Here is a 21,825-nt window from a genome sequence, read left to right on the forward strand (position 1 = left end):
CCGAGTGGCTGCGCGGCTGGGTGGGCGCGGCGGTCGAGCAGGAACCGCGGCTGGCCGACGCGGCGCCCGACTACCTGCGGCGCAGGCTCGACACCGGCCCGCGGGTCGTCGTGCACCACACCGACCTGCTGGCGGTGCCGCGGTGAGACGGCTGTGGCCGTGGCTGAGGCTGCTCGGCGCGGTCGGCATCCTGGTGGCGCTCGGGTGGCGGCTGGGCGCGGACGCGTTCGCGGCCGGGCTCCGGGCCGTCGACGGCCGGTCGGTCGTCGCCGCGCTCGGCCTGGGGCTGCTGACGACGGTGTGCGCCGCGTGGCGCTGGCGCGTGATCGCGCACGGCCTCGGCCTGCCGCTCACCCTCCGCGCTGCCGTGGCGGACTACTACCGGGCGTCGCTCCTCAACGCCGTGCTGCCCGCCGGGGTCCTCGGGGACGTGCACCGCGCGGTGAGCCACGGCCGGCGGTCCGGCGACGTGGGCCGCGGGGTACGGGCCGTGCTGTTCGAGCGGTTCGCCGGGCAGGTGGTCCTCGTCGCCCTCGCCCTCGGCCTCGCCGGGTCGGCGTTGGTCGACGTGCCCGGAGTGCCGGTGGCCGTGCTGGTGGCGGTCCTGGTCGTGGGGGCGGTGGGAGCGGCGGTGGGCGTGGCGTGTTCGGCGAGGGTGCGCGGCGCGTTGCGGACGACGTGGGCGGACGCCCGCGCGGGCCTGGTGAACCGCCGGGCGCTGCCCGAGGTGGTGGCGCTGTCGGCGGTGGCGGTGGCCGGGCACGTCGCCCTGTTCGTCGTGGCGGCCCGGGCGGCGGGCGTCGAGGCGTCGACCGGGCGGTTGGTCCCCCTGGCCGTGCTCGCGTTGCTGGTCATGGCCGTGCCGCTGAACGTCGGCGGGTTCGGGCCGCGCGAGGCGTTCCTGGCGGTGGCGTTCGGCACGGCCGGCCTCGGCGCCGCGCAGGGGCTCACCACCGGCGTCGTCTACGGCGTGCTGGCGCTGGTCGGCAGCCTGCCGGGCGTGCTCACGCTGGTCCGCCGAAGGCCGGGACGAGCCGGATCAGAACAGGTCGAGGTACGGCCCGAACGCCCCGACGAGCGCCGCGAGCACGTCCCGGCCCTTCTCGGCTGACGCCAGCGACGGCCGCCCGACCACCCCGGACGGCGTGTACGGCGCGAGGCCGCGCGTCAGCAGGTGCGGCCGGTCGTCGGCCAGGTGGTCGCCCGTCTCGTAACCGGATTTCACCAGGTCCGGATGGGTGTGCAGGAGGATGGACGTCTCCAGTTCGCCCGCGTGCATGTCGGCGCGGGACGACGTCTCCAGCCCGGCGGCGGCCCGTGCCGCGGCCCAGTCGGCGCTGCCGGGGAACAACGCCATCCCCTCCGACTCCTGCACCACGTTCGACAGCACGTAGTTGCCGCCGTGGCCGTTGACCAGCACCAGGTTCGGCACGCCGGATCGGCGCAGCGACTCGGCGACGTCCAGCACCACGGCGTGCAGCGTGCGGGCCGAGATGCTGACGGTGCCCGGCCAGGCCGCGTGCTCGTGCGAGCACGAGATCGTGACCGGCGGGAGCAGCTGGACGGGGTGGGCGTCGGCGATCGCCCGCGCGACCTCCCACGCGACGACGGTGTCCGTGGCCAGCGGCAGGTGGGGGCCGTGCTGCTCGTGGCTGCCGACGGGCAGGACGGCGACGGTCGCCCCGCGGGCCCGCACGTCCGCGGTGGTGTCAGGCAGGAACATGGTCGGCACCGTAGCGAACCCGGTGGCACAGGGCGGGCAGCTCGCCGCTCGCCAGCTCGGGCAGCACGCCCGGCAGGTCCTCGAACGGCGTCTCGCCGGTGATCAGCGCGTCGAACGCCGGGTCGGCGAGCAGGTCCAGCGCGAGCGCCATGCGTTCGGCGTAGGTGCGGTCGGGCCGGGCGACCACGCCGACCTGGCTGCTGACCAACCGGAGCCGCCGGGAGTGGAAGAACTCGCCCAGCGGCAGGCTGACGCGGCGGTCGCCGTACCAGCTCAGCTCCACCACCCGGCCCTCCGGCGCGAGCAGCGCCAACGACCGCGCCAGCCCCGCCTCGGTCGCGCTCGCGTGGACGACGAGGTCGAGGCCGCCCGCCGCGTCGTCGGGTGACGCGAAGTCCACGCCCAGCGCGGCGGCCACCGCGGCACGGCCGGGATCGGCGTCGACCAGTTGCAGCCGCACGCCGGGGAACCGGGCCAGCACGGCGGCCACCGCGCACCCGACCATCCCGCCGCCGACGACCGCGATCCGGTCGCCCAGCAGCGGTTTCGCGTCCCACACCGCGTTCACCGCCGTCTCCACCGTCCCGGCGAGCACGGCCCGCGCGGCGGGCACCCCGTCCGGCACGGGCGTCACCGCGTCGGCGGGCACGACGTACCGCGTCTGGTGCGGGTAGAGGCAGAACACCGTGCGACCGCGCCCCGGTCCTTCCTCGACCACGCCGACGTTGAGGTAGCCGTACTTCACCGGCCACGGGAAGTCGCCCTCCTGGAACGGCGCGCGCATCGCCTCCCGCTGGTTCTCCGGCACGCCGCCGCGCAGGACCAGGGCTTCCGTGCCCCGGCTGATGCCCGAGAACAGGGTGCGGACGACGACGTCGCCGGGTCCGGGCTCGGGCAGCGCCACCGGTCGGACTTCACTTTTTCCCGCCGAGGTGAACCACAAGGCCCTCGCAGAGCGTGTCATCTGTAAACCTCCGGTAGACGAGGGCCACCGCCACGAGGGGCACGATGACGACACTTCAGCACAGCACGGCGGCGTCCGTGCGCGAGGCGTGGCGATCGAACGCGGAGCCGGCGCTCTGGGCGGGCGTGCAGGTGCTCCTGCTCGGCGTGCTGGAGTGCGCGGTGGGGCTGGGGCCGCTGGGCTGGGTCGCGGGCCTCGGCTACGCGCTCGCCACGCAGGTGTTGCTGAGCGGCGCCGTCCAGGCGCACGCCGGGGTGCTCGGGCCGGTCGACCGGGTGACGTTGGCCCGGGGGCTGCTGGTCGGCGGCGTCACGGCGCTCGTCGCGGACGGGTCGGCCGAGACGGCGCTGGTCGTCGGGATGGCGTCCGTGGCGCTGGCGCTGGACTTCGTGGACGGCCAGGTCGCCCGCCGCACGGGCACCGCGTCACCGCTGGGCGCGCGGTTCGACATGGAGGTCGACGCGTTCCTCATCCTGGTGCTGAGCGTGCACGTCGCGGCGGCGTTCGGGCCGTGGGTGCTGGTGATGGGCGCGCTGCGGTACGCGTTCGTCGCGGCGTCGTGGGTGTGGGGTTGGCTGCGCGGGGCGTTGCCGCCGAGCCACGCGCGCAAGGTGGTCGCCGCGGTGCAGGGGATCGTGCTCGTCGTCGCCGTGTCGGGCCTGGTCCCGCACGCGGCGGTCCTGGTCGGACTCGCGCTCGCCGCGCTCGTCTGGTCGTTCGGCCGCGACATCACGTGGTTGTGGCGCAGTGCTTCGGTTTCGGTGTGAGGAGTGCGTGATGTCCGATTCGGCTGATCGGGTGGGGACCGTGCGGGCGCGCGGCGTCGGGAACGTCCTGCTGTGGGCGTTGCAGGCGGTGCTGGCGGCGTACTTCGCCTACAGCGGGGTGCTGTTGTTCGGTGACGCGTTCGTCGGCAAGTTCGACAAGATCGGCATCGGGCAGTGGCTCCGGCACGTCACCGGCGTGCTGGAGGTCGCGGGGGCGCTCGGCCTGCTCGTGCCCCGGCTGTGCGGGCTCGCCGCGTTGGGGCTGGTCGGCGTGATGGCGGGCGCGGTCGGCACGGAACTGGTCGTCCTCGGCGACCCGGACGGCGCGGTGCTGCCCGCGGTGCTGCTGGCGTTGGCGGCCGTGGTGGCGTGGTTCCGCCGCGACACCGTGCGCGCGCTGCTTCAGGCTTTCGGGAAGTAGCGCAGCACGGCGACGTCGCCGAGCCTGCTCACCTCTTCCAGGTGGAAGCGGCGGGCCGGCCCGCCCGGGAACGGCGCCGGGTTGACGAACCTCGGCGCGGCGTCCCGGCCGATCAGCATCGGCGCGACGGCCATCCGGATCTCGTCGGCCAGACCGGCGGCGAGGAACGCGGTGTGGATCGTGCCGCCGCCCTCCACCATGAGCCGTTCGACGCCGCGGCCGCCGAGGTCGTCCAGCAGCACGCCGAAGTCGACGTCCGGGCCGAGGGCCACGACCTCCGCCAGCGCGCCGACCGCCGTGACGGCGCGCGTCCGGCCGGAATCCGTGGTGTAGACGAGCTTGTCGCCGCCGTGGCGCCAGAACCTGCGGTCCGGGTCGAGGTCGCCGGTGCCGGTGACGGCGACCTTCAGCGGGTGCTCGGACCGTCCCCCCGCGACGCGGGCGGCACGCCGTTCGGGGCTGTTGACCAGGAGGCGCGGGTCGTCGCGGCGGATCGTGCCCGCGCCGACCAGGATCGCGTCCGACTCCGCGCGCACCCGGTCGACGTGGTCGAAGTCCTCGGCGTTGGACAGCGGGAACCGCTCGGCGCGCCCGTCGTCGATGTAGCCGTCCACGCTGACCGCGACGCTGAGGAGGACGTACGGACGAGTCACGCGGCCACCGTACCCACCGTTGAACCGGGGGTGGCCGATCCCGCGTTGTACTGATCAAGACCGGGTGGACGAGGGGACGGCATGCCGGAGGGTGGTGCGGACGGGCGCGGCCGCCGTGCGGTGGGGACGGTCGCGCTGACCGTCGCCGCGGCCGTGTTCGTGGTGTCCGCGCTGGTCGTGCCGAGCCAGTTCGACCGGTTCACGCCCGCCGCGTTCCTGCGCCTCCCGCTGGAAGGGCTGCTCGGCGTGGCGCTGGCGCTCGTGCTGCCGGAACGGGCGCGCCGGCCCGCGGCGGTGGCGGGCGGGGCGCTGCTCGGCGTGCTGCTGGTGGTGAAGGCGCTGGACCTCGGGTTCCACGCCGTGCTGCACCGGCCGTTCGACCTGGTGCTGGACTGGCCGTTGCTGACGCCCGCGGTGGACTACGTGGACGTGACGGCGGGCCGGTTCGCGGCGGTCGCGGCGGTGGTGGGCGCCGTGGCGCTGGCGGTCGCGCTGGTGGTGCTGACGACGCGGTCCGTGCTGCGGCTGACGCGGGCGGTGGGGCGGCACCGGCTCGTGGTCACGCGGTCGGTCGCGGTGGTGGCGGTCGTGTGGCTCACGTGCGCCGCGCCCGGCCTGCGGCTCGCGCCCGGCGTGCCGATCGCGTCGCACAGCGCGGCGGAGTTCGCCTACGACCGCGCGCGCCAGGTCGGCGTGGGGTTGCGGGACAAGGACCGGTTCGCGGCGGAGGCCGCCGTGGACGCGTTCCGCGGCACGCCGGGCGACGAGCTGCTGACGGCGTTGCGCGGCAAGGACGTCGTGCTCGCGTTCGTGGAGAGCTACGGGCGTGCCGCGGTGGAGCACCCGGAGATCGCGGCACGGGTCGGCGCGGCGCTCGACGCGGGCACGGCCCGGCTCGCCGCCGCCTGGTACGGCTCGCGCAGCGCGTTCCTCACCTCGCCCACGGCGGGCGGCGGCAGCTGGCTCGCCCAGGCCACCCTGATGTCCGGGCTGTGGGTCGACAACCAGCAGCGGTACCGGACGCTGGTGTCGAGCGACCGGCTGACGCTCGGCGGCGCGTTCCGGCAGGCGGGCTGGCGGTCGGTCGGCGTCGCGCCGGGCATCACGCGGGCCTGGCCGGAGGGCGGGTTCTTCGACTACCACCGCGTCTACGCGTCCGGCGACCTCGGCTACCGGGGTCCGCGGTTCGGCTACGCGACCATGCCCGACCAGTACACGCTGGCGGCGTTCCAGCGGGCCGAGCGCGACGCCGACCACGCGCCGGTGATGGCCGCGATCCCGCTGCTGTCCAGCCACGTGCCGTGGTCGCCGCTCCCGTCGCCGGTCGGCTGGGACGAGGTCGGCGACGGGTCCGTGTACCGCGCCATGACGTCGGGCGAGGCGCCGGCGGAGGCGATCTTCGGCCGTGACCCGGCGGCGGTGCGGGCGGACTACGCCCGGTCCGTCGAGTACTCGGTGAACACGCTGGTGTCGTACGTCGAGACCTACGGCGACGACGACCTCGTGCTCGTGTTCCTCGGCGACCACCAGCCCGCGCCCACGGTGACCGGCGACGGCGCGGGCCGGGACGTGCCGGTCACCGTCGTGGCCCGCGACCCGGCCGTCCTGGCTCGCACGTCCGGCTGGGGCTGGTCCGAGGGCCTGAAGCCCGGCCCGGACGCGCCGGTCCGCCCCATGCACGCGTTCCGCGACCAGTTCCTCACCACGTTCCGCTAGCCGCGGCCGGGGAAACGCCGTCACGCACCGGTGACGGATGCTCTACTTTCAGTGGCGGCACGCACGATCGACTTTCCGGGGGAGTGGGATGAGGACGTTCAGACGGGGGTTGCTCGCCGCGACCGCGCTGGTGGCGGCGACGGCGGTGTCCGGCGCGACGGCGACGGCGCCCGCCGCGGGGGCCGACCCGACGGCGGTGACCGATCCGAAGACGGTGGCCGACCCGACGGCGGTGACCGATTCGAGAACGGCGACCGACCCGGTGACGCAGGCCGCGGTGGCCCACCCGGACGAGGTGAGCGCCCGGCTGGCCGAGGCGCTGCGGCAGGCGGTCGTGGCGCAGGACTTCAAGGACGTGCTCGACCTGACCCCGCCGGACCAGGTGGCGGCGTCCAAGGCGGGCGCGCCGGAGAAGTACGACTCGGTGGCCGGCGAACCGGAACGGCGGCTGTCCGCGGCCGCGGCGCGGCCCCTGCACCAGATGCCGAACCTCGACCTCACGGTGATCGAACTCGGCCGCTACGGCACGCCGCTCGGGATGGCGGACGTGCTGCTCAGCCCGCAGTACCCGAACGGCGTCGTGGTGCCGCTGGACCGGCGGACGCTGTCCACCGACCAGGTGCGCTACCGCTGGTGGGACGACACCGAGTGGGACGTCAACGGCGGCCGGGGCACCCGCGACGTGCTCGCCGGCCGGGAGAACGCCCCGATCGACTTCTCCTCGCCGTACCCGGCGTCGGTGCTGAAGCTCATGGTCGGCTTCGGCGTGCTGCGACTGGCGGACCAGGGCCGGATCAACCTCGACTCCGTGTACGACTACCGACCGGTGACGATCAACCCGGCGTGCGGCGGCGCGTCGAGCAGGGTCGTCCGGCGCCACTTCGACGACATGATCACCAAGTCGCAGAACGAGTCGACCTGCGCGCTGATCAAGCTGCTCCACGACCTGCGCGCGTGGGACGAGGTCAACCGCACGTTCGTCGAGCTCGGCCTCCCGACGCTGATGGTGACCGGCACCAACCCGGACAACGGCGGCCGGTGGATCGGCTCGAACATGAGCAGCATCGACACCGCCAAGCTGCTCCTGCTGGTCAACGGCGGCCACGGCACCCTGTGGACCACGCCCGCCGGCCGTGCCGTCACGCGGCACGTGCTGAGCGACGCGTCCCGCGCCCAGTTCCTGAAGTCCCTGTACGACCAGGGCCACAACGAGATGCTGTCCACCACGAACTGGTGCGGCCGCGGCTACCCGGTGCAGGGCATCCGCCAGGTCACGCCGCCGCGCTGGGTCAAGCCGGACGGCACCATGACCGTGGGCGCGGCCGTGTACGACCGGGACGTGCGGCCGTGCGACGCGGTCGCCGAGGTGCGGTTCGGCCACAAGACGGGCTGGGTCGACACGACCGGCAGCGACGCGGGGATCGTGCGGTCCCTGCCGGGCAAGGAGCCGCGCAACTACATCGTCGTGGCGTTCAGCAACCTGGGCACCGACTACGTCGACACCTACCGCCCGGCCGACCCGCCCGGCGTCTTCCCGGTGCTGTACACCGAGAAGTACGCCAAGCTGGGCGCGGCCGTGGACCGGATCGTCGCCGGGCTGCGCTGACCCGCGCCGACCTCCCGCCGGCTCACCCCGGGCCGGCGGGAGGTCGGCGGAACGCGGCCGGGCGTCCCACAGGCCTCGAACCTCGTCGCGGCCAACCGGTCCCGGCGGTCCCGGCTCACTCGACGCGGGACGTCAGGTGGTGGTACTCGGAGCCGAGCCGCTGCCGCCTCCTGTTCGGCAGCACCACGTCCGCCACCGCGTTCACCGGCACGCGGACGTCCAGCGCGAACACGTCGCCGGAACGCCGCCACGCCTGACCCGGATCTTCGCCAAGGTGCTCTCCGCCGGGCTCCTCGACCAGGGGCCGAGCTCGCCGACCGACGTGCTCGTGGTGCTCCCGAAGGACGGCCGTCGGCGCGCGACGGGCACCGCGAAGGCGTTGCGGGACAACGGGTTCAACGTCGAGCTGTACCACCAGGAGGACAAGGTGGCCAGGCAGGTCCGGTACGCGTCGCGCAAGGGCATCCCGTTCGTGTGGTTCCCGCCGTTCGGGGAGGGCGGGGACCACGAGGTCAAGGACCTGGTCAGCGGCGCGCAGGTGGCGGCGGACCCGCGGACCTGGTCGCCGGGCGGTCAGCTGTAGCGGCCGACGACGTCCTGGATGAGCCCGTCCCGCACCAGGAACTCGTAGTAGAAGACCTCCGTGCCGCCGCGCCCGGTGGAGTACTCGTAGTCCACGCGGTAGCGGGAGCCGTTCCAGCGCTCGCCGGTGACGGTGTACTTGCCGCCGGGCGTGATGACCTCGGGGGTGAGGAAGCGGTCCATGATGTCGGCGCGGGACGGGTAGATCCGACCCGCGCTGTCGAACCGCGCGTCCTCCGCGAACGTCGCCGCGACGGCCTCCGCGTCACCCGCGTTGGCGGCTTCCGCGAACCGCTTCGCCAACTCGGGCGCGGCGGCCCGGTCGGCCTCGGACAGCGGCACGGACTCCGTGCTCGCCGCCGTGCCCGCCGTGCCCGCCGCGGTGCCCGCCGTGCCCGGTGTCGACGTCCCACCGTCCGTGGAGGCCACCTGACCGCACGCCGCCACCGCGACGAGCGCCAGCACCGCCAGACCGATCCGTTGGTACATGGAGGTTTCCTCACTGCTGGTGCGATCCGGGGTCAAGCAGACCGCAGAACCGTGCCGTGAGTCCAAGACCTGTGCCCATGTCTTCAAGGCATGGGTCCGCCGTGAGGGCGACCTAGGTCCGCATCTCCCGCGTCCGCCACAGCACGAGCACGAAGTACGGCGTGCCGATCAACGAGATCACCAGCCCGGCGGGCACCTGCGCGGGCGCGATGACGGTCCGCCCCACGGTGTCCGCGATCGACACGAGCACCGCGCCCAACGCCGCCGCGACGGGGATGACCCGCGCGTGCCGCCCGCCGACGAGCGAGCGCGCGAGGTGCGGCGCGACCAGCCCGACGAACGCCACGACCCCGATCGCGGACACGGCGGTGGCCGCGAGCACCCCGGCCGCCGCGAGGATCACCAGCCGCGACCGCTCGACCCGCATGCCGAGCACGCGGGGCGTGTCCTCGTCCAGGCTGTGGAGGTCCAGCTCGCGGTGCCGCGCCCACAGCAGCGGCGTGAGGAGCGCCAGCGCCAGCGCCGTCGGCAGCACCTGCTCCAACGTCCGCCCGTACGTCGACCCGGACAGCCACGTCAGCGCCTTCGCCGTGTTCCACGGGTCCGACATGACGATCAGCAGCGTGATCAGCGCCATCCCGGCCGACCACGTGGCGATGCCGATGACGACGAGCCGGTCCGAGTCGAGCCCCGACCGCCACGCCAGCCCGTAGACCAGCGCGAACGCCACCACCGCGCCGACGCCGGCCGCGCCCGCGATGTGCCACGCGCCGGCCAGCGGCACGACGGTGATCAACGCGATCGCGCCGAGCCCCGCGCCCGCGGTGATGCCGAGCAGACCGGGTTCCGCCAACGGGTTGCGGCTCACGGACTGGATGCCGCACCCGGCCACGGCCAGCGCCGCGCCCGCCACCAACGCCGCCAGCACGCGCGGCAACCGCTGGTCGACGACGAACGTCAACGCGGTCCCGGACCGCCCCGCGATCCAGTTCGCCAGGTCACCCAGCAGCACCAGCCGGTCGCCGAGCATCAGCCCGGCGACGGGCGCGGCGACCACCAGCACGACCAGGGACGCCGAGATCACCGCCAGCCGACGTCGCGACCCGGCCACACCGACCCGCCCGGCCGGGGCCTGCCGCGGCGTGCCGCTGGACCGCCCGCGTCGGGCGAGCCAGACCAGCACGGCCGCGCCGAGGACCGTCGTCATGACACCGGTCGGCACCCGCACGGCCTCCGCCGAGCCGAGCACGGCCCGCAGCAGCACGTCCGCGCCGAGCACGATCACCACGCCGACGAGCCCGGACACCGGCAGCATCACCCGGTGCCGCCCGAGCCCCGGCACGACGGGCGCGAGCAGCCGGGTGATCACCGGCGCGCTCAGCCCCACGAACCCGACCGGCCCGGCGACGGTCACGGACGCGGCGGTCAGCGCCACGGTCAGCAGCACCGCGCCGACGCGCGTCCGCCGCACCTTCAAGCCCAGCACGGTCGCGTTGTCGTCACCCAGGGCCAGGATGTCGAGCGACCGCCCCATCACCACCAGCGCCGCCACCGCCACGACCACCACGGGCGTCATCTGCGCGGTCGCGTTCAGGTCGCTCACGGTCAACGACCCGCTGCCCCACGCGAACAACCCGCTGGTCTCCTGCTCGTACATGAGCAGCAGCAGGATCGTCGCCGACTGGAGCGTCAACGCGACGGCCGAGCCGACGAGCACCAGCCGAGGGCTCGCGGACCCGCCGCCGGACAGCCCGAGCACGACGACCGCCGCGGCGAGCCCGCCGACGAACGCCACCGCCCCCGACGGCAGCGTGGGCAGGCTCAGCCCGAACGCGGCGATCGCGACGACGGCGAGGTGCGAGCCCGCGTTGACGGCGAGCGTGTCCGGCGACGCCAACGGGTTGCGCGCCACGGACTGCATGCCCGCGCCGGCGACGCCGAGGGCGACGCCGAGCAGCAGCGCGGCCAGCAGGCGCGGCACGCGCGAACCCTCCAGCACGGCGAGGGTCTGCGCGTCCCCGTTGCCGACCAGGGCGTTGAGCACGTCGAGCACACCGGTCGACGCGGTGCCCTGGGTGAGGTGGACGGCGGAGAGCACGGCGATGGCCGCCACGATCCCCGCCGTCACGGCGGCGGTGCGCATCAGGCGGTGGTGGCCTTCACGAACTGCTCGGCGACGCGGATGACCGACTTGGGGCCACCGAACGTCCACGTGCCCGGCTCCAGCTTGACGACCTTCTGCGACACGACGAACGGCAGCCGCTGCCACACCGGGTTCTGGGCCAGGCCGGTGGTGAACACGTCGTCCTCGGACGCGCTGTAGAACAGGACGGTCTTCGGGTCGGTGATCGCGGTCATGCCCTCGACGTCGGTGGCGCCGAGGCCCCACTTCGGGTCGACCTCGCCGGTCCACGCGTTCTTCAGGCCGACGGCCTCGGCGGTGTCGGAGACGAGCGAGCCCTTGCCGAACGGGCGGATGTTGACGGTGCTGCCCTCCAGCCAGCCGTCGGCCATGACGAACGGCGTGCCGGTCGCGCCCTTGGCCTCGACGGCCTTCTTGCCGTCGGCGAGCGCGGTGTCCATCTCGGACAGCAGCGTGTCGCCCTCGCCCGCCTTGCCGATCGCCTTGGCGATCATCCGCACGTCGTCGCGCAGGCGGTCGAGGTTGCGGGAGGCGTCGCTGGACTTGGTGACGACGACCGGCACGTACTTCTCCAGCTGCCCGGCCAGCGTCTCGTCACGGCCCTGGGACATGATCACGACGTCGGGGTTCAGCGCCACGATGGCGTCCACGCTGGGCTCGTTGCGCTTGCCGACGTCCTTCACGTCGCCGGGGAGCGGCGCGGCGGCGTCCCACGTCTTGTAGCCGGTGGCGTCGGCGACACCCACAGGCGTGACACCCAGCGAGGTGACGACCTCGGTCTCCGCCCACTCCAGCGTGACGACGCGCTGGGCGGGCGCCTTCAGCTCGACGGCCTTGCCGCGGGCGTCGGTGACGCTGACGGGGCCGCCGGCGTTCTCGCTCGGCGTCGTCGTCGGCGTCTCGGTCGTGCCGCACGCGGACAGCACGACGGCCGCCGCGACGAGGGCAGGGGTCAACAGGCGCATGGTCGGACCTCTCAGCTTTCGGGCTCTCGGGGGATTCGCTCAGACCGGGCGCGGGGTGTGCCGGCCCAGCGGGCGGCAGTGGATCGCTCCGGTCACCGGGTCGTCGGCGACGTGCACCGTGACGCCGTAGGCGCGGGTGAGGTGCTCGCCGGTCAGGACGTCGCGGACCCCGCCCGCCGCGACGACCCGGCCCTCCGACAGCAACACCACCTCGTCGGCGATGATCGCCGCGTGGTCGAGGTCGTGGAGCACCACACCCACGGCCACGTCGTGGTCGTTCGCGAGGTCGCGGACGACGTCCAGGACCTCCACCTGGTACCGCAGGTCGAGGTGGTTGGTCGGCTCGTCGAGCAGCAGCACGGACGTCTGCTGTGCCAGGCACGACGCCAGCCAGACGCGCTGGAGCTCGCCGCCGGACAGCTCGTCCACGCCGCGGTCGGCCATCGCGGTGACGCCGGTCAGCTCCATGGCGCGGGTGATCGCGGCGTTGCCCTCCAGGTCGACGCCGCGCCAGCCGGTCCGGTACGGGTAGCGGCCGTAGGAGACGACGTCGCGCACGGACACGCCGGACGGCGTCGGCCGCTGCTGGGTGAGCAGGGTGACGTTGCGGGCGAACTCCTTGCCGGACAGCGCCGCGTGCCCCCACACGGTGCGCTCGCCCAGCTTCACCTCGCCCCCGCGCGGGCGGTGCAGGCGGGCCAGGGAGCGCAGGACGGTCGACTTGCCGGACCCGTTGGGGCCGACGAGCGCCGTCACGGCGCCGGCGCGCAGCCCGAGCGAGACGCCGTGCACCACGGCGCGGTCGTGGTGCGCCAGGACCAGTTCCTGGCCTGCGAGCAGCGCGTCTCCCTGGGACATGAGGGGAGCCTAACCTAAGATGACCACTCACCCGGATGGGCGTGAGCTACTGCACTTTCCGGCCGATTTCGGGCCGGATCGGTCACCCGGCGTGACGTTCGGTAGGGGTGCCGAAGTGTCGCCGCGTGTCGGCCGCCAGCGACCCGAACACCGCCGCGTTCACCCGCCCGCCCGCCTTCAGCGCCGGCTCGTAGGCGAACGTCCACGTGAACCGGCACCCGCCCGCGGTCCGCTCCACCAGGTAGTCCTCGCCGAACCGGCGGAACAGCGGCAGGTTCGCCCGGCTCACCCAGAACGACTGCCGCCGGCCCTCCTCCCAGCGGAAGAAGCGCTCCTCCAGCCGCAGCACGCCCAGCACCAGCGCCCGCCGCGTCGTGCCGATCCCGAACGGGCGGGGCGACGTGTACTCGGCCGACAGCAGGCGGCACCACCACAGCGGGTTGGACGCGGTCAGCCCTCGCCACACACGTTCGGGTGACACCGGCAGGTCCAGCACGTAGGTGCGGCGCTGCGGCGCTTCCTCGAAGAAGTCCTCGTCGAACGGCTCCAGGCGGGGCACGACTCCAGTGTGCCGCTTCCGGGCCGGTTCCACCGCTCACCGAAGGCGCACGCGGTCACCGCGTGCCCACCGAAAGCGCCACCGGACTGCGCCGGTCGGGGGGTGCGACCGCTCGAACGTGTGGATCAGTGCCGCCAGGTCTTGGCCCGTCCCGCACGGCACTGGTTGCGTACACGCGGTACACGTCGACGAGAGGCCCGAACCCATGCAGCCGTTCCAGTTGCCGGACTTCTACCTGCCCTACCCGGCGCGGCTGAACCCCAGCCTGGAACGCGCGCGCACGCACACCAAGGCGTGGGCCCACGCGATGGACATGATCGACGTCCCCCAGCACGGCACCGTCATCTGGACGGACGCCGACCTCGACTCGCACGACTACGCCCTGCTGTGCGCCTACACCCACCCGGACGCGTCGCCCGACGACCTCGACCTGGTGACCGACTGGTACGTCTGGGTCTTCTACTTCGACGACCACTTCGTGGAGCTGTACAAGCGCAACCCGGACGTGGCGGGCGCCAAGGCGTACCTCGACCGGCTGCCGCTGTTCATGCCGGTGGACGGCGCGATCACCGAGGAGCCGACGAACCCGGTCGAGAAGGGCCTCGCCGACCTGTGGCAGCGCACCGTCCCCAGCCACTCGGCGGACTGGCGGCGGCGCTTCGCCGACAACACCAAGCACCTCCTCGACGAGTCGATGTGGGAGCTGCTGAACATCTCCGAGGGCCGGCTCTCGAACCCGATCGAGTACGTCGAGATGCGCCGCAAGGTGGGCGGCGCGCCCTGGTCGGCGAACCTGGTCGAGCACGTCACCGGTCTGGAGGTGCCCGCCCGCATCGCCCTGAGCCGCCCGATGGGCGTCCTGCGCGACACGTTCTCCGACGCCGTGCACCTGCGCAACGACCTGTTCTCCTACGAGCGCGAGGTGCTGGACGAGGGCGAGCTGAGCAACGGCGTCCTGGTGCTGGAGAAGTTCCTCGACGTCCCCACCCAGGAGGCGGCCGAGGCCGTGAACGACCTGCTCACGTCCCGGCTGCACCAGTTCGAGCACACCGCCGTCACGGAGGTGCCGGCGCTGCTGGACGAGCACGGCGTCGACCCGGCGGGCCGCCTCGCCGTGCTGGCCTACGTGAAGGGGTTGCAGGACTGGCAGGCGGGCGGGCACGAGTGGCACGCCCGCTCCAGCCGGTACATGAACGACGGCGCGGTCGCCTCGAACCCCGTGCTCGGCGGTCCGACGGGCCTGGGCACCAGCGCCGCCCGCGCGCTGATCGCCACCGCGCCGCAACGCCTGCGCAGCTTCAGCCACGTGCCGTTCGAGCGGGTGCCGCACCTCGACTGGCCCGACATGCTCATGCCCTACCCGCTCACGCTGAGCCCGCACTGGCACGACGCGTTGGAGCACAACGTCGAGTGGTGCCGCGAGATGGGCATCTACGACGACGTGCCGCGCATCTGGACCGAGGAGAAGGTCCGCGGCTACGACTACGCCCTGTGCTCGGCGGGCATCGACCCGGACGGCACGCCGGAGCAGATCAACCTGTCCGCGGACTGGCTGGCGTGGGGCACCTACGGCGACGACTACTACCCGTACGTCTTCGGCCGCACGCCCGACCTGGCCTCCGCGAAGGTCGCCACGGAACGGCTGAAGCAGCTGATGCCGATCGACGGCGCGGCCCCGATCACGCCGGTCAGCCCGTTGGAGCGGGGCCTGGCCGACCTGTGGGGCCGCACCACGGGGTCGATGCACCGCAAGTACCGGGAGGACTTCCGCCGGGCTGTGTCGGTGATGATCGACGCGTGGCTGTGGGAGCTGCACAACCACCACCTCAACCGCATCCCCGACCCCGTCGACTACGTGGAGATGCGCCGCCGCACGTTCGGCTCCGACCTGACGAAGAGCCTCGCGAAGTTCGGCCACGGCAACACCGTGCCGCCGGAGATCTACCGGACGCGGGTGGTCCAGAACATGGAGAACACCGCGGCCGACTACGCGTGGATGATCAACGACCTGGTGTCGTACCGGAAGGAGGTCCAGTACGAGGGCGAGGTGCACAACCTCGTGCTCGTCGTGCGGAACTTCCTCGACGTCGACCTCGACCGGGCCTACGGCGTCGTGCACGACCTGCAGACCGCGCGGATGAAGCAGTTCCAGCACATCGTGGACATCGAGCTGCCCGCGCTGTTCGAGGAGTTCGACCTCGCGCCGGACGCGCGGGAGACGTTGCTGAAGTACGCGGCGGAGCTCCAAGACTGGATGGCCGCGGTCCTCGAGTGGCACCTGAAGACGTACCGGTACGGCGACGCGGCGCTGGAGGAGCACAACCGGGTCGACGCCGGCACGCGGCGGACGCTGCGCGGTCCGACCGGCCTGGGCACGGCCTCCACCCGCGTCCACGCGCGCCTGAACTGATCAGTGGGCGGGCCGGGGCGCACGCCGCCCCGGCCCGGTGTCACTTGGCGCGCTTGACGAACCCGGTCCACGCGCTCGCCGGGAAGGCGAGCCGCGGGCCGGTCGGATTCTTCGAATCACGGACGCCGACAGGGCCGTCCGCGGGGAACGAGACGGCCACACAGCTGCCGTTCTCCGAGCTGTAGCTACTCGTACGCCACCTGTCTTGCGGCTTCACGGCGGGCTCCTACGTGATCAACGATTCGATCAGGGCCGTGCTCTCGCCAGGCGACAGCGCGACCCGCTCCAGGCTTTGCGTGCTCAGCGTATAGGTCCCGACCCGCGCCGAGTCGTCCACGAACACCGCCGCGTCCTGGATCTCGATGTACACGATCGACCGCGCGTCGACGAAGTCCAGCAGCATGAACTGGCCGGTGGTGGCCGAGTGCAGGCCCGCCTCAGGGCGCACCACCTGAATGGTCACGTTGGGCAGATCGCTCATCCGGACGAGGTGCCGGTACTGCTCGTTCAGCACCTCCTGGTCCCCGACGCGGAGGCGCAGCGCCTGTTCGTTGATCACCGCGTGCAGTTCGAGCGGCTCGTCCTTGCCGAGCAACAGGGTGCGCTGCATGCGGAGTTCGACCAGCCGATCGGCCAGGTCGGGCCGGACCCGGCTGGCGCCGGTCGTCAGGGCCATCGCGTACGCCTCGGTCTGGAGCAGTCCCGGCAGCACGATGGGCTCGAAGACGAACTCCCGCCGTGCCAGGGATTCCAGCCCGACCATGGTGCGCAGCCAGTCGGACACCACGTCGGTCCACGGGCCCACCCACGACGCGTCGTCGGCGCGACTGCTCAGCAGCACGAGCCGGTCGATGTTCTCCCGCTCGACGTCGCAGGCCTTGAGGATCTTGCGGATGTCGCCCGGGTACTGTGTGCTCCGGCCGGTTTCCATGTGGCCGAGCTTGGGCTTGCCGATCCCGCACGCCGCCGACAGCTCGGAGAGCGACAGGCCGGCTTCCTTGCGGTACCGCGCCAGCTCGACACCGATCAACCACTGGAGCGCCGAGGGCGCGGCCAACTCGAACATGAACTGATCTTAGGTGAATCTGAAGCCTAAACGTATCACTAGATCGAGTGATGGCGGCCTGTAGACGTTTACCGATAACGTGGTGATCACTCTCAGCGCCCCGGAGGCAGTGATGCACTTCAGCGACAGGTCCGTCTTCAGCCACACCGTCCTCGAAGTCGCCCCGGCGACGGAGGTGACCGTCGAAGTCGTGGACGACGACGAGGTGGAGGTGTTCGTCGGCGAGCGCAGCGAGGTGTTCGGCGTGGCCAACGGCGTGACGCTGGTGCTCGGCGAGGCGAGCCTCGACCACCTCGTCACCAGCCTGACCAAGGGGCGCGACCAGCTCCGGGAACGGGCCGGGACGGCCTGATCGGAGAGGGTCGGGGCTGCGGCGTCCCAGCGTGCTCCAGTACTTCGGTGACGTGCTCGCCCCTCGGGCGTGACGCGGAGGCGCGGGAGGCGCGGCAGCGCGCGCTCACCCTGTTCCGCGCCCAAGGCCGCGTCGCGTCCGCCGACGAGCTCGCCGCGCTGCTCGGCTGAGGTTCAGCGCGGTTCACGTGGGGTTCAGCGCTGCTTGCCCGACGCCAGCGCCGCGATCCCGGCCACCGCGACCGCCGTCAGCACCGCGACGCCCGTCCGGAACCCGGCCACACCACTGCCGGCCAGGCCCGCCGCCAACGCCGCCACCGCCGGCCCCACCGTCGCGCCGACCATCCGCGCGGTCGCGCTCAACCCGCCCGCCGCGCCCTCCATCCCCGCCGGCGCGCCCGACATGACCAGCGTGTTGATCGCCGTGTTGAACAGGCCCTGCCCGACACCCAGCACGGCCAGCCGCCAGCACAGGTCCACCAACGACGTCACCGGCAGCACGAGCAGCCCCAGCGCGGCCGCGCTCAGCACCGAACCGGCCAACGCCACCACCCACGGCCCGTACCGGTCGGCCAGCGAGCCCGACACCGCCGACAACGCGCCCACCCCGCCCACGAACACCAGCAACGCCACCCCGACGTCCTCCGGCGTGCCGCCCAGCACGTCCGTCACGTGGTACGGCACGAGGAAGAACATCACCCCGCCCAACGTCGACACCAGCGACAACGACAGCAGCGGCAACCCGAACAGCCGCCGCCGCACCACCGCGAGCACCGGCCGTGACGCGGGCAGCCGCCCCCACCACACCGCCAACACCAGGGCCACCACGAGCAGCCACGCCCGGTCCTCGAACGCCAGCAGCAGCGCCGTGACCGCGCCGCCCAGCAGCGCCGCTTCCAGCACCAGCCCCCGGTCCGGCACGGGCAGGCCGCGCCCGTCGCCGCGCAGCGACCGCCACCCCAGCCACAGCACGACCGCCAGCAGCGGCAGCTTCATCAGGAACACCGACCGCCACCCGAACGCGCCCGCCACGAGCCCGCCCAGCGGCGCGCCCGCCAGCCCGCCGACCGTCATGATCGTGATCACGTACCCGATGGCCCGCCCCCGCTGCTCCGGCAGCACGGCCGCCACCACGATCGGCATGTACCCGGCCAGCACGAGCGACGCCGCCACGCCCTGCAGCACCCGGCCGAGCACCAGCACCCAGAACACCGGCGCGACCGCCGTGAGCGCGCTCGCCACCTCGACACCGGCGAGCGCCAGCAGGAACGCCGACCGCACGTCCGCCCGGTCCACCCACCGCCCGGCGGGGATCGCGATCGCCGCCATCGGCAGCGTGTAGGCGAGCAGCACCCATGCCGTGGCGGCCGGGCCCACGTCCAGTTCGGCGCCCAGGCTCGGCAGCACCACCGCCGCCACCGTCATCTCGGTGGTCACCACCAACATCGCCAGCGCGAGCGCCACGACCGGCGCCCAACGGCTCCTGACCTGCACGTCCTGTGTCATGAGGCGACGTTATGGTCGCGTGCCGACCGGTCGAATCCGTCAGGTGACCAGTCACGTGACAGATGCCCCCGCCCGCCGCCCGCTCCTAGCGTCGTCGCCAGTGGTTCGACCGAGGAGGACACCGGACATGATCAAGCTGGCGATCATCGTGGGCAGCACGCGGAAGGGCCGGTTCGCGCCGGTCGTCGCGAACTGGTTCGCGGACCAGGCCAAGCAGCGCGACGACCTCGCCGTGGACGTGCTGGACCTGGACGACCTCGACCTGCCCGACCGCCTGCACGGCTTCGGCGAGGACCCGGCGCCGGAGGTCGCGCGGGTGTCGCCGCGCCTGGCCGAGGCGGACGCGTTCGTCGTCGTCACGCCCGAGTACAACCACAGCTTCCCCGCGCCGCTGAAGAGCGCCATCGACTGGCACTTCACCGAGTGGCAGGCCAAGCCGGTCGGGTTCGTGTCGTACGGCGGCGTCGGCGGCGGGCTGCGGGCGGTCGAGCAGCTGCGGCAGGTCTTCGCCGAGCTGCACGCGGTCACCGTGCGGGACACCGTCAGCTTCCACGGCGCGTGGACGCGGTTCGACGAGGCCGGCGACCCGGTGGAGGCGGAGCAGGTGAACAAGGCCGCGACGACCGTGCTCGACCAGCTCGTGTGGTGGGGGACGGCGCTCAAGGAGGCGCGCGCCAAGCGGCCTTACGGGGCCTGACGTGCGTGCCGTCCGCCTGCACGGGTTCGGTGACGCCGACCGCCTGTCGTACGAGGAGGTCGACGACCCGGAACCGGGGCGCGGCCAGGTGCGGATCGCGGTGCGCGCCGCGGGCGTGCACCTGGTGGACGCCGTGATCCGGCGCGGTCGCGGCGACTGGGTGCCGTTGCCCGACCTGCCCGCGACCCTCGGCAGCGAGGTGGCGGGCGTCGTCGACGCGGTGGGCCCCGACGTCGAGCCGTCGTGGCTGGGGGAGCGGGTGGTGACGCAACTGGGCCTCGCACACGGCGGGTACGCCGAGCTGGCCGTGCGGGAGGTGGGGGCGCTGCACGTCGTGCCGGACGTCCTCGGGTTCGCCGCGGCGGTGACGATGGTCTGCACCGGCGGCGCCGCGCTCGGCGTGCTGGACGCGGCGGCGGTCGCGCCCGACGACGTGGTCCTCGTGACCGGCGCGGCCGGCGGTGTCGGCAGCCTGCTCGTGCAGGGCGCGTCCAGGTCGGGGGCGCTGGTCGTGGGCCTGTCCGGGTGCGGGGAGAAGCGGCGGGCCGTGCTGCGGGCGGGCGCGGCGGTCGCCGCCGACTACCGGCGGGACGGCTGGCAGGAGGACGTGATCGCCCAACTCGGGGGACGGGAGGTGACCGTGGTGCTGGACGGGGTCGGCGGCGCGGTGGGGCGCGGGGCGGTGGACCTCCTCGCGCCGGGCGGCAGGCTGGTGATGTTCGGCTCGTCGTCCGGCGAGCTGGCGCGCGTGACGACGGCGGACCTGTTCGCCCGTTCGCTCAGCGCGACCGTCGCCGTGGGTCCGCACGTGACGAAGCGCTTCGGCGGCTTGCGGGCGTTGGAGGCACGGGCGCTGGCCGAAGCCGCCGCCCACCGGCTGACCCCGGTCGTCCACCCGTTCCCGCTGGCGGACGCGGCGCGGGCGCACGAGGCGATGGAGGACCGGCGGACGATCGGCAAGGTCGTCCTGGTCCCGGACGCCGGCTAGGGTCGTGGACATGCTGCACGGGCAGTCGGCGGAGCTGGCCGTGGTCGAAGGTCTCCTGGCCGACGCCCGAGCCGGTCGCAGCGGCGTGCTCGTGGTGCGCGGCGAGGCGGGGATCGGCAAGTCGGCCCTGCTGACCCACGCGGCCACCATCGCCACAACCAGCACCGCCGCCGCGACCGCAACCACCAGCACCACCGCCACCAGCACCACGGCCGCCGCCAGCACTACCGCCGCAACCGCAACCACCGCCGCCACCACAACCCCTGCGACCGCCGCCAACCCCGCAGCGAACCGCCGCACGGCCGGGTTCCTCGTGTTGCGCGGCACGGCGGTGGAGTCCGAGTCGGTCGTCCCCTTCGCCGGCCTGAACCTCCTCCTCGGCCGCGCGGTGGACCGGCTCGACGCGTTGCCGCCCAACCAGGCCGCCGCACTGCGCGGCGCGCTCGGCCTCGCCCCCGCCGACGGCGGCGACCACCACCTCGTCGGCCTCGCCGTCCTCACCCTCCTGGCCGACCTCGCCGACGACGGACCGGTCCTCTGCCTCGTCGACGACGCGCACTGGCTCGACCAGAGCTCCGCGCACGCCCTGGTGTTCGCCGCACGCCGCCTGCAGGCCGAGGGCATCGCGATGGTCTTCGCCGCCCGCGAGCTGCACGCGCCGCCGTTCCCCGTCCGCGGCCTGCCGGACCTGCGCCTCGGCGGCCTCGCCCCGGACGCCGCCACCGCCCTGCTGGACGAGCACGCCGCCGACCTCCCGCGCCACGTCCGCGAGCAGATCGCCCGCGAAGCGCGCGGCAACCCGTTGGCGCTCCTCGAACTCCCCGCCGCGCAACGCGAAGGCCACCTGCCCGCCGCGCACGCCTACCGCGTCGCCGCCCTGCCCACCCACAGCCGCATCCAGCAGACGTTCGCCGACCGCATCGGCGCCCTGCCCGAGCGCACCCGCACCCTGCTGCTCGTCGCGGCGGCCGACGACACCGGCGACCCCGGCGTCGTCTTCAAGGCCGCCGCCCTGCTGGGCGCGTCCGTGGACGACCTGGAAGCGGCCGAGCAGCGCCAACTCCTGCGGTCCGACGACGGCCGGCTCACGTTCCGCCACCCGCTGATCCGCGCCGCCGCCTACCAGAGCGCGTCGCTGGTCCGACGCCTCGCCGTGCACCGCGCGCTGGCCGACGTCGTGGACGACCCCCACCGCAGCGCGTGGCACCTGGCCGCGGCCACCACCGCGCCGGACGAGGACGTGGCGCTCGCGCTGGCCCGCACCGCCGAGGAAGCACGGGGACGCGGCGGCTTCGTCGCCGTCGCGTCGGCCTACCAGCGTGCCGCGGAACTCACCCCCGACCCCGCGCGGCGCGGGCACC

General features: G+C 73.6%; 24 protein-coding genes. 12 read left to right on the plus strand and 12 right to left on the minus strand.

Annotated features, from left to right (window positions below; translation table 11 throughout):
- Positions 1 to 142 precede the first annotated feature (142 nt).
- Positions 143 to 1,111, plus strand: a complete 969-nt coding sequence (locus tag ACFQ3T_RS20770) for a lysylphosphatidylglycerol synthase transmembrane domain-containing protein (protein ID WP_380724978.1) — start codon at positions 143 to 145, stop codon at positions 1,109 to 1,111.
- Here the strand turns inward: ACFQ3T_RS20770 and ACFQ3T_RS20775 are convergent.
- Together ACFQ3T_RS20775 and ACFQ3T_RS20780 are read right to left on the minus strand one after the other, a co-directional pair.
- Positions 1,040 to 1,723 carry a creatininase family protein gene (locus ACFQ3T_RS20775; RefSeq protein WP_380724979.1) on the minus strand — a complete coding sequence of 228 codons (684 nt, stop codon included), beginning with the start codon at positions 1,721 to 1,723 and terminating at the stop codon, positions 1,040 to 1,042. The genes ACFQ3T_RS20770 and ACFQ3T_RS20775 overlap by 72 nt on opposite strands.
- Entirely contained in the window at positions 1,710 to 2,687 is a 978-nt protein-coding gene (locus tag ACFQ3T_RS20780; RefSeq protein WP_380724980.1) for a zinc-dependent alcohol dehydrogenase, read from the minus strand. Before ACFQ3T_RS20780 ends, ACFQ3T_RS20775 begins: the two co-directional genes overlap by 14 nt.
- Before the next feature lie 44 nt (positions 2,688 to 2,731).
- Between ACFQ3T_RS20780 and ACFQ3T_RS20785 the strand changes: the two genes are divergently transcribed.
- Positions 2,732 to 3,454: a CDP-alcohol phosphatidyltransferase family protein gene (locus tag ACFQ3T_RS20785; protein ID WP_380724981.1), complete on the plus strand. Its 723-nt coding sequence runs from the start codon at positions 2,732 to 2,734 to the stop codon at positions 3,452 to 3,454.
- A gap of 10 nt (positions 3,455 to 3,464) precedes the next feature.
- Positions 3,465 to 3,875 (plus strand): DoxX family protein, encoded by a 411-nt coding sequence (locus ACFQ3T_RS20790; protein WP_380724982.1) that lies wholly within the window; start codon positions 3,465 to 3,467, stop codon positions 3,873 to 3,875.
- Here ACFQ3T_RS20790 and ACFQ3T_RS20795 read toward each other — a convergent pair.
- Positions 3,857 to 4,528, minus strand: a complete 672-nt coding sequence (locus ACFQ3T_RS20795; RefSeq protein WP_380724983.1) for a RibD family protein — start codon at positions 4,526 to 4,528, stop codon at positions 3,857 to 3,859. The genes ACFQ3T_RS20790 and ACFQ3T_RS20795 overlap by 19 nt on opposite strands.
- Positions 4,529 to 4,609: 81 nt before the next feature.
- Here ACFQ3T_RS20795 and ACFQ3T_RS20800 point away from each other — a divergent pair, with 81 nt between their 5' ends.
- Together ACFQ3T_RS20800 and ACFQ3T_RS20805 are read left to right on the plus strand one after the other, a co-directional pair.
- Entirely contained in the window at positions 4,610 to 6,244 is a 1,635-nt protein-coding gene (locus tag ACFQ3T_RS20800; RefSeq protein ID WP_380724984.1) for an alkaline phosphatase family protein, read from the plus strand.
- 88 nt (positions 6,245 to 6,332) lie between these two features.
- Positions 6,333 to 7,850: a serine hydrolase gene (locus tag ACFQ3T_RS20805; protein WP_380724985.1), complete on the plus strand. Its 1,518-nt coding sequence runs from the start codon at positions 6,333 to 6,335 to the stop codon at positions 7,848 to 7,850.
- Between the two features lie 115 nt (positions 7,851 to 7,965).
- Here ACFQ3T_RS20805 and ACFQ3T_RS20810 read toward each other — a convergent pair whose 3' ends face one another.
- Complete coding sequence (locus tag ACFQ3T_RS20810; protein ID WP_380725001.1) at positions 7,966 to 8,151, minus strand: alpha-L-rhamnosidase C-terminal domain-containing protein; 186 nt, start codon at positions 8,149 to 8,151, stop codon at positions 7,966 to 7,968.
- Here ACFQ3T_RS20810 and ACFQ3T_RS20815 point away from each other — a divergent pair.
- Positions 8,125 to 8,433 carry a His/Gly/Thr/Pro-type tRNA ligase C-terminal domain-containing protein gene (locus ACFQ3T_RS20815; RefSeq protein ID WP_380724986.1) on the plus strand — a complete coding sequence of 103 codons (309 nt, stop codon included), beginning with the start codon at positions 8,125 to 8,127 and terminating at the stop codon, positions 8,431 to 8,433. The genes ACFQ3T_RS20810 and ACFQ3T_RS20815 overlap by 27 nt on opposite strands.
- On the opposite strand, the gene ACFQ3T_RS20820 is transcribed toward ACFQ3T_RS20815, so the two are convergent.
- From ACFQ3T_RS20820 to ACFQ3T_RS20840, 5 genes are all read right to left on the minus strand, one after another.
- On the minus strand, positions 8,424 to 8,921 hold the full coding sequence (locus ACFQ3T_RS20820) for a hypothetical protein (protein ID WP_380724987.1): 498 nt from the start codon (positions 8,919 to 8,921) through the stop codon (positions 8,424 to 8,426). The genes ACFQ3T_RS20815 and ACFQ3T_RS20820 overlap by 10 nt on opposite strands.
- A 112-nt stretch (positions 8,922 to 9,033) precedes the next feature.
- Complete coding sequence (locus tag ACFQ3T_RS20825) at positions 9,034 to 11,064, minus strand: iron ABC transporter permease (RefSeq protein WP_380724988.1); 2,031 nt, start codon at positions 11,062 to 11,064, stop codon at positions 9,034 to 9,036.
- The gene (locus ACFQ3T_RS20830; RefSeq protein ID WP_380724989.1) at positions 11,064 to 12,029 is read right to left on the minus strand and encodes an ABC transporter substrate-binding protein; all 966 of its coding nucleotides are present in this window, start codon (positions 12,027 to 12,029) and stop codon (positions 11,064 to 11,066) included. Before ACFQ3T_RS20830 ends, ACFQ3T_RS20825 begins: the two co-directional genes overlap by 1 nt.
- A gap of 39 nt (positions 12,030 to 12,068) precedes the next feature.
- A complete protein-coding gene (locus ACFQ3T_RS20835) occupies positions 12,069 to 12,887 on the minus strand; it encodes an ABC transporter ATP-binding protein (protein ID WP_380724990.1) in 819 nt (272 codons plus the stop codon).
- A gap of 82 nt (positions 12,888 to 12,969) precedes the next feature.
- Positions 12,970 to 13,446 carry an SRPBCC family protein gene (locus ACFQ3T_RS20840; protein WP_380724991.1) on the minus strand — a complete coding sequence of 159 codons (477 nt, stop codon included), beginning with the start codon at positions 13,444 to 13,446 and terminating at the stop codon, positions 12,970 to 12,972.
- 205 nt (positions 13,447 to 13,651) lie between these two features.
- On the opposite strand from ACFQ3T_RS20840, the gene ACFQ3T_RS20845 reads away from it, so the two are divergent.
- Entirely contained in the window at positions 13,652 to 15,856 is a 2,205-nt protein-coding gene (locus tag ACFQ3T_RS20845; RefSeq protein ID WP_380724992.1) for a terpene synthase family protein, read from the plus strand.
- A 40-nt stretch (positions 15,857 to 15,896) separates the two neighbouring features.
- Here the strand turns inward: ACFQ3T_RS20845 and ACFQ3T_RS20850 are convergent, their stop codons facing one another.
- The gene (locus tag ACFQ3T_RS20850) at positions 15,897 to 16,073 is read right to left on the minus strand and encodes a DUF397 domain-containing protein (protein WP_380724993.1); all 177 of its coding nucleotides are present in this window, start codon (positions 16,071 to 16,073) and stop codon (positions 15,897 to 15,899) included.
- 9 nt (positions 16,074 to 16,082) lie between these two features.
- The gene (locus ACFQ3T_RS20855) at positions 16,083 to 16,922 is read right to left on the minus strand and encodes a helix-turn-helix domain-containing protein (RefSeq protein WP_380724994.1); all 840 of its coding nucleotides are present in this window, start codon (positions 16,920 to 16,922) and stop codon (positions 16,083 to 16,085) included.
- A gap of 82 nt (positions 16,923 to 17,004) precedes the next feature.
- On the opposite strand from ACFQ3T_RS20855, the gene ACFQ3T_RS20860 reads away from it, so the two are divergent.
- Both ACFQ3T_RS20860 and ACFQ3T_RS20865 read left to right on the plus strand, forming a co-directional pair.
- On the plus strand, positions 17,005 to 17,274 hold the full coding sequence (locus ACFQ3T_RS20860) for a hypothetical protein (RefSeq protein ID WP_380724995.1): 270 nt from the start codon (positions 17,005 to 17,007) through the stop codon (positions 17,272 to 17,274).
- 47 nt (positions 17,275 to 17,321) lie between these two features.
- Positions 17,322 to 17,444 carry a hypothetical protein gene (locus ACFQ3T_RS20865; protein WP_380724996.1) on the plus strand — a complete coding sequence of 41 codons (123 nt, stop codon included), beginning with the start codon at positions 17,322 to 17,324 and terminating at the stop codon, positions 17,442 to 17,444.
- Positions 17,445 to 17,468: 24 nt separating this feature from the next.
- Here ACFQ3T_RS20865 and ACFQ3T_RS20870 read toward each other — a convergent pair whose 3' ends face one another.
- Positions 17,469 to 18,779 (minus strand): MFS transporter, encoded by a 1,311-nt coding sequence (locus ACFQ3T_RS20870; RefSeq protein ID WP_380724997.1) that lies wholly within the window; start codon positions 18,777 to 18,779, stop codon positions 17,469 to 17,471.
- Positions 18,780 to 18,906: 127 nt separating this feature from the next.
- Between ACFQ3T_RS20870 and ACFQ3T_RS20875 the strand changes: the two genes are divergently transcribed.
- From ACFQ3T_RS20875 to ACFQ3T_RS20885, 3 genes are all read left to right on the plus strand, one after another.
- The gene (locus ACFQ3T_RS20875; RefSeq protein ID WP_380724998.1) at positions 18,907 to 19,476 is read left to right on the plus strand and encodes an NADPH-dependent FMN reductase; all 570 of its coding nucleotides are present in this window, start codon (positions 18,907 to 18,909) and stop codon (positions 19,474 to 19,476) included.
- Between the two features lies 1 nt (position 19,477).
- Positions 19,478 to 20,464: a zinc-binding dehydrogenase gene (locus ACFQ3T_RS20880; protein WP_380724999.1), complete on the plus strand. Its 987-nt coding sequence runs from the start codon at positions 19,478 to 19,480 to the stop codon at positions 20,462 to 20,464.
- 10 nt (positions 20,465 to 20,474) lie between these two features.
- On the plus strand, positions 20,475 to 21,825 hold a 1,351-nt coding region (locus tag ACFQ3T_RS20885), incomplete at its 3' end, for an AAA family ATPase (RefSeq protein WP_380725000.1).

Origin of the sequence: Saccharothrix hoggarensis (assembly GCF_042678885.1) — a bacterium.
GTDB lineage: Bacteria > Actinomycetota > Actinomycetes > Mycobacteriales > Pseudonocardiaceae > Actinosynnema > Actinosynnema hoggarensis.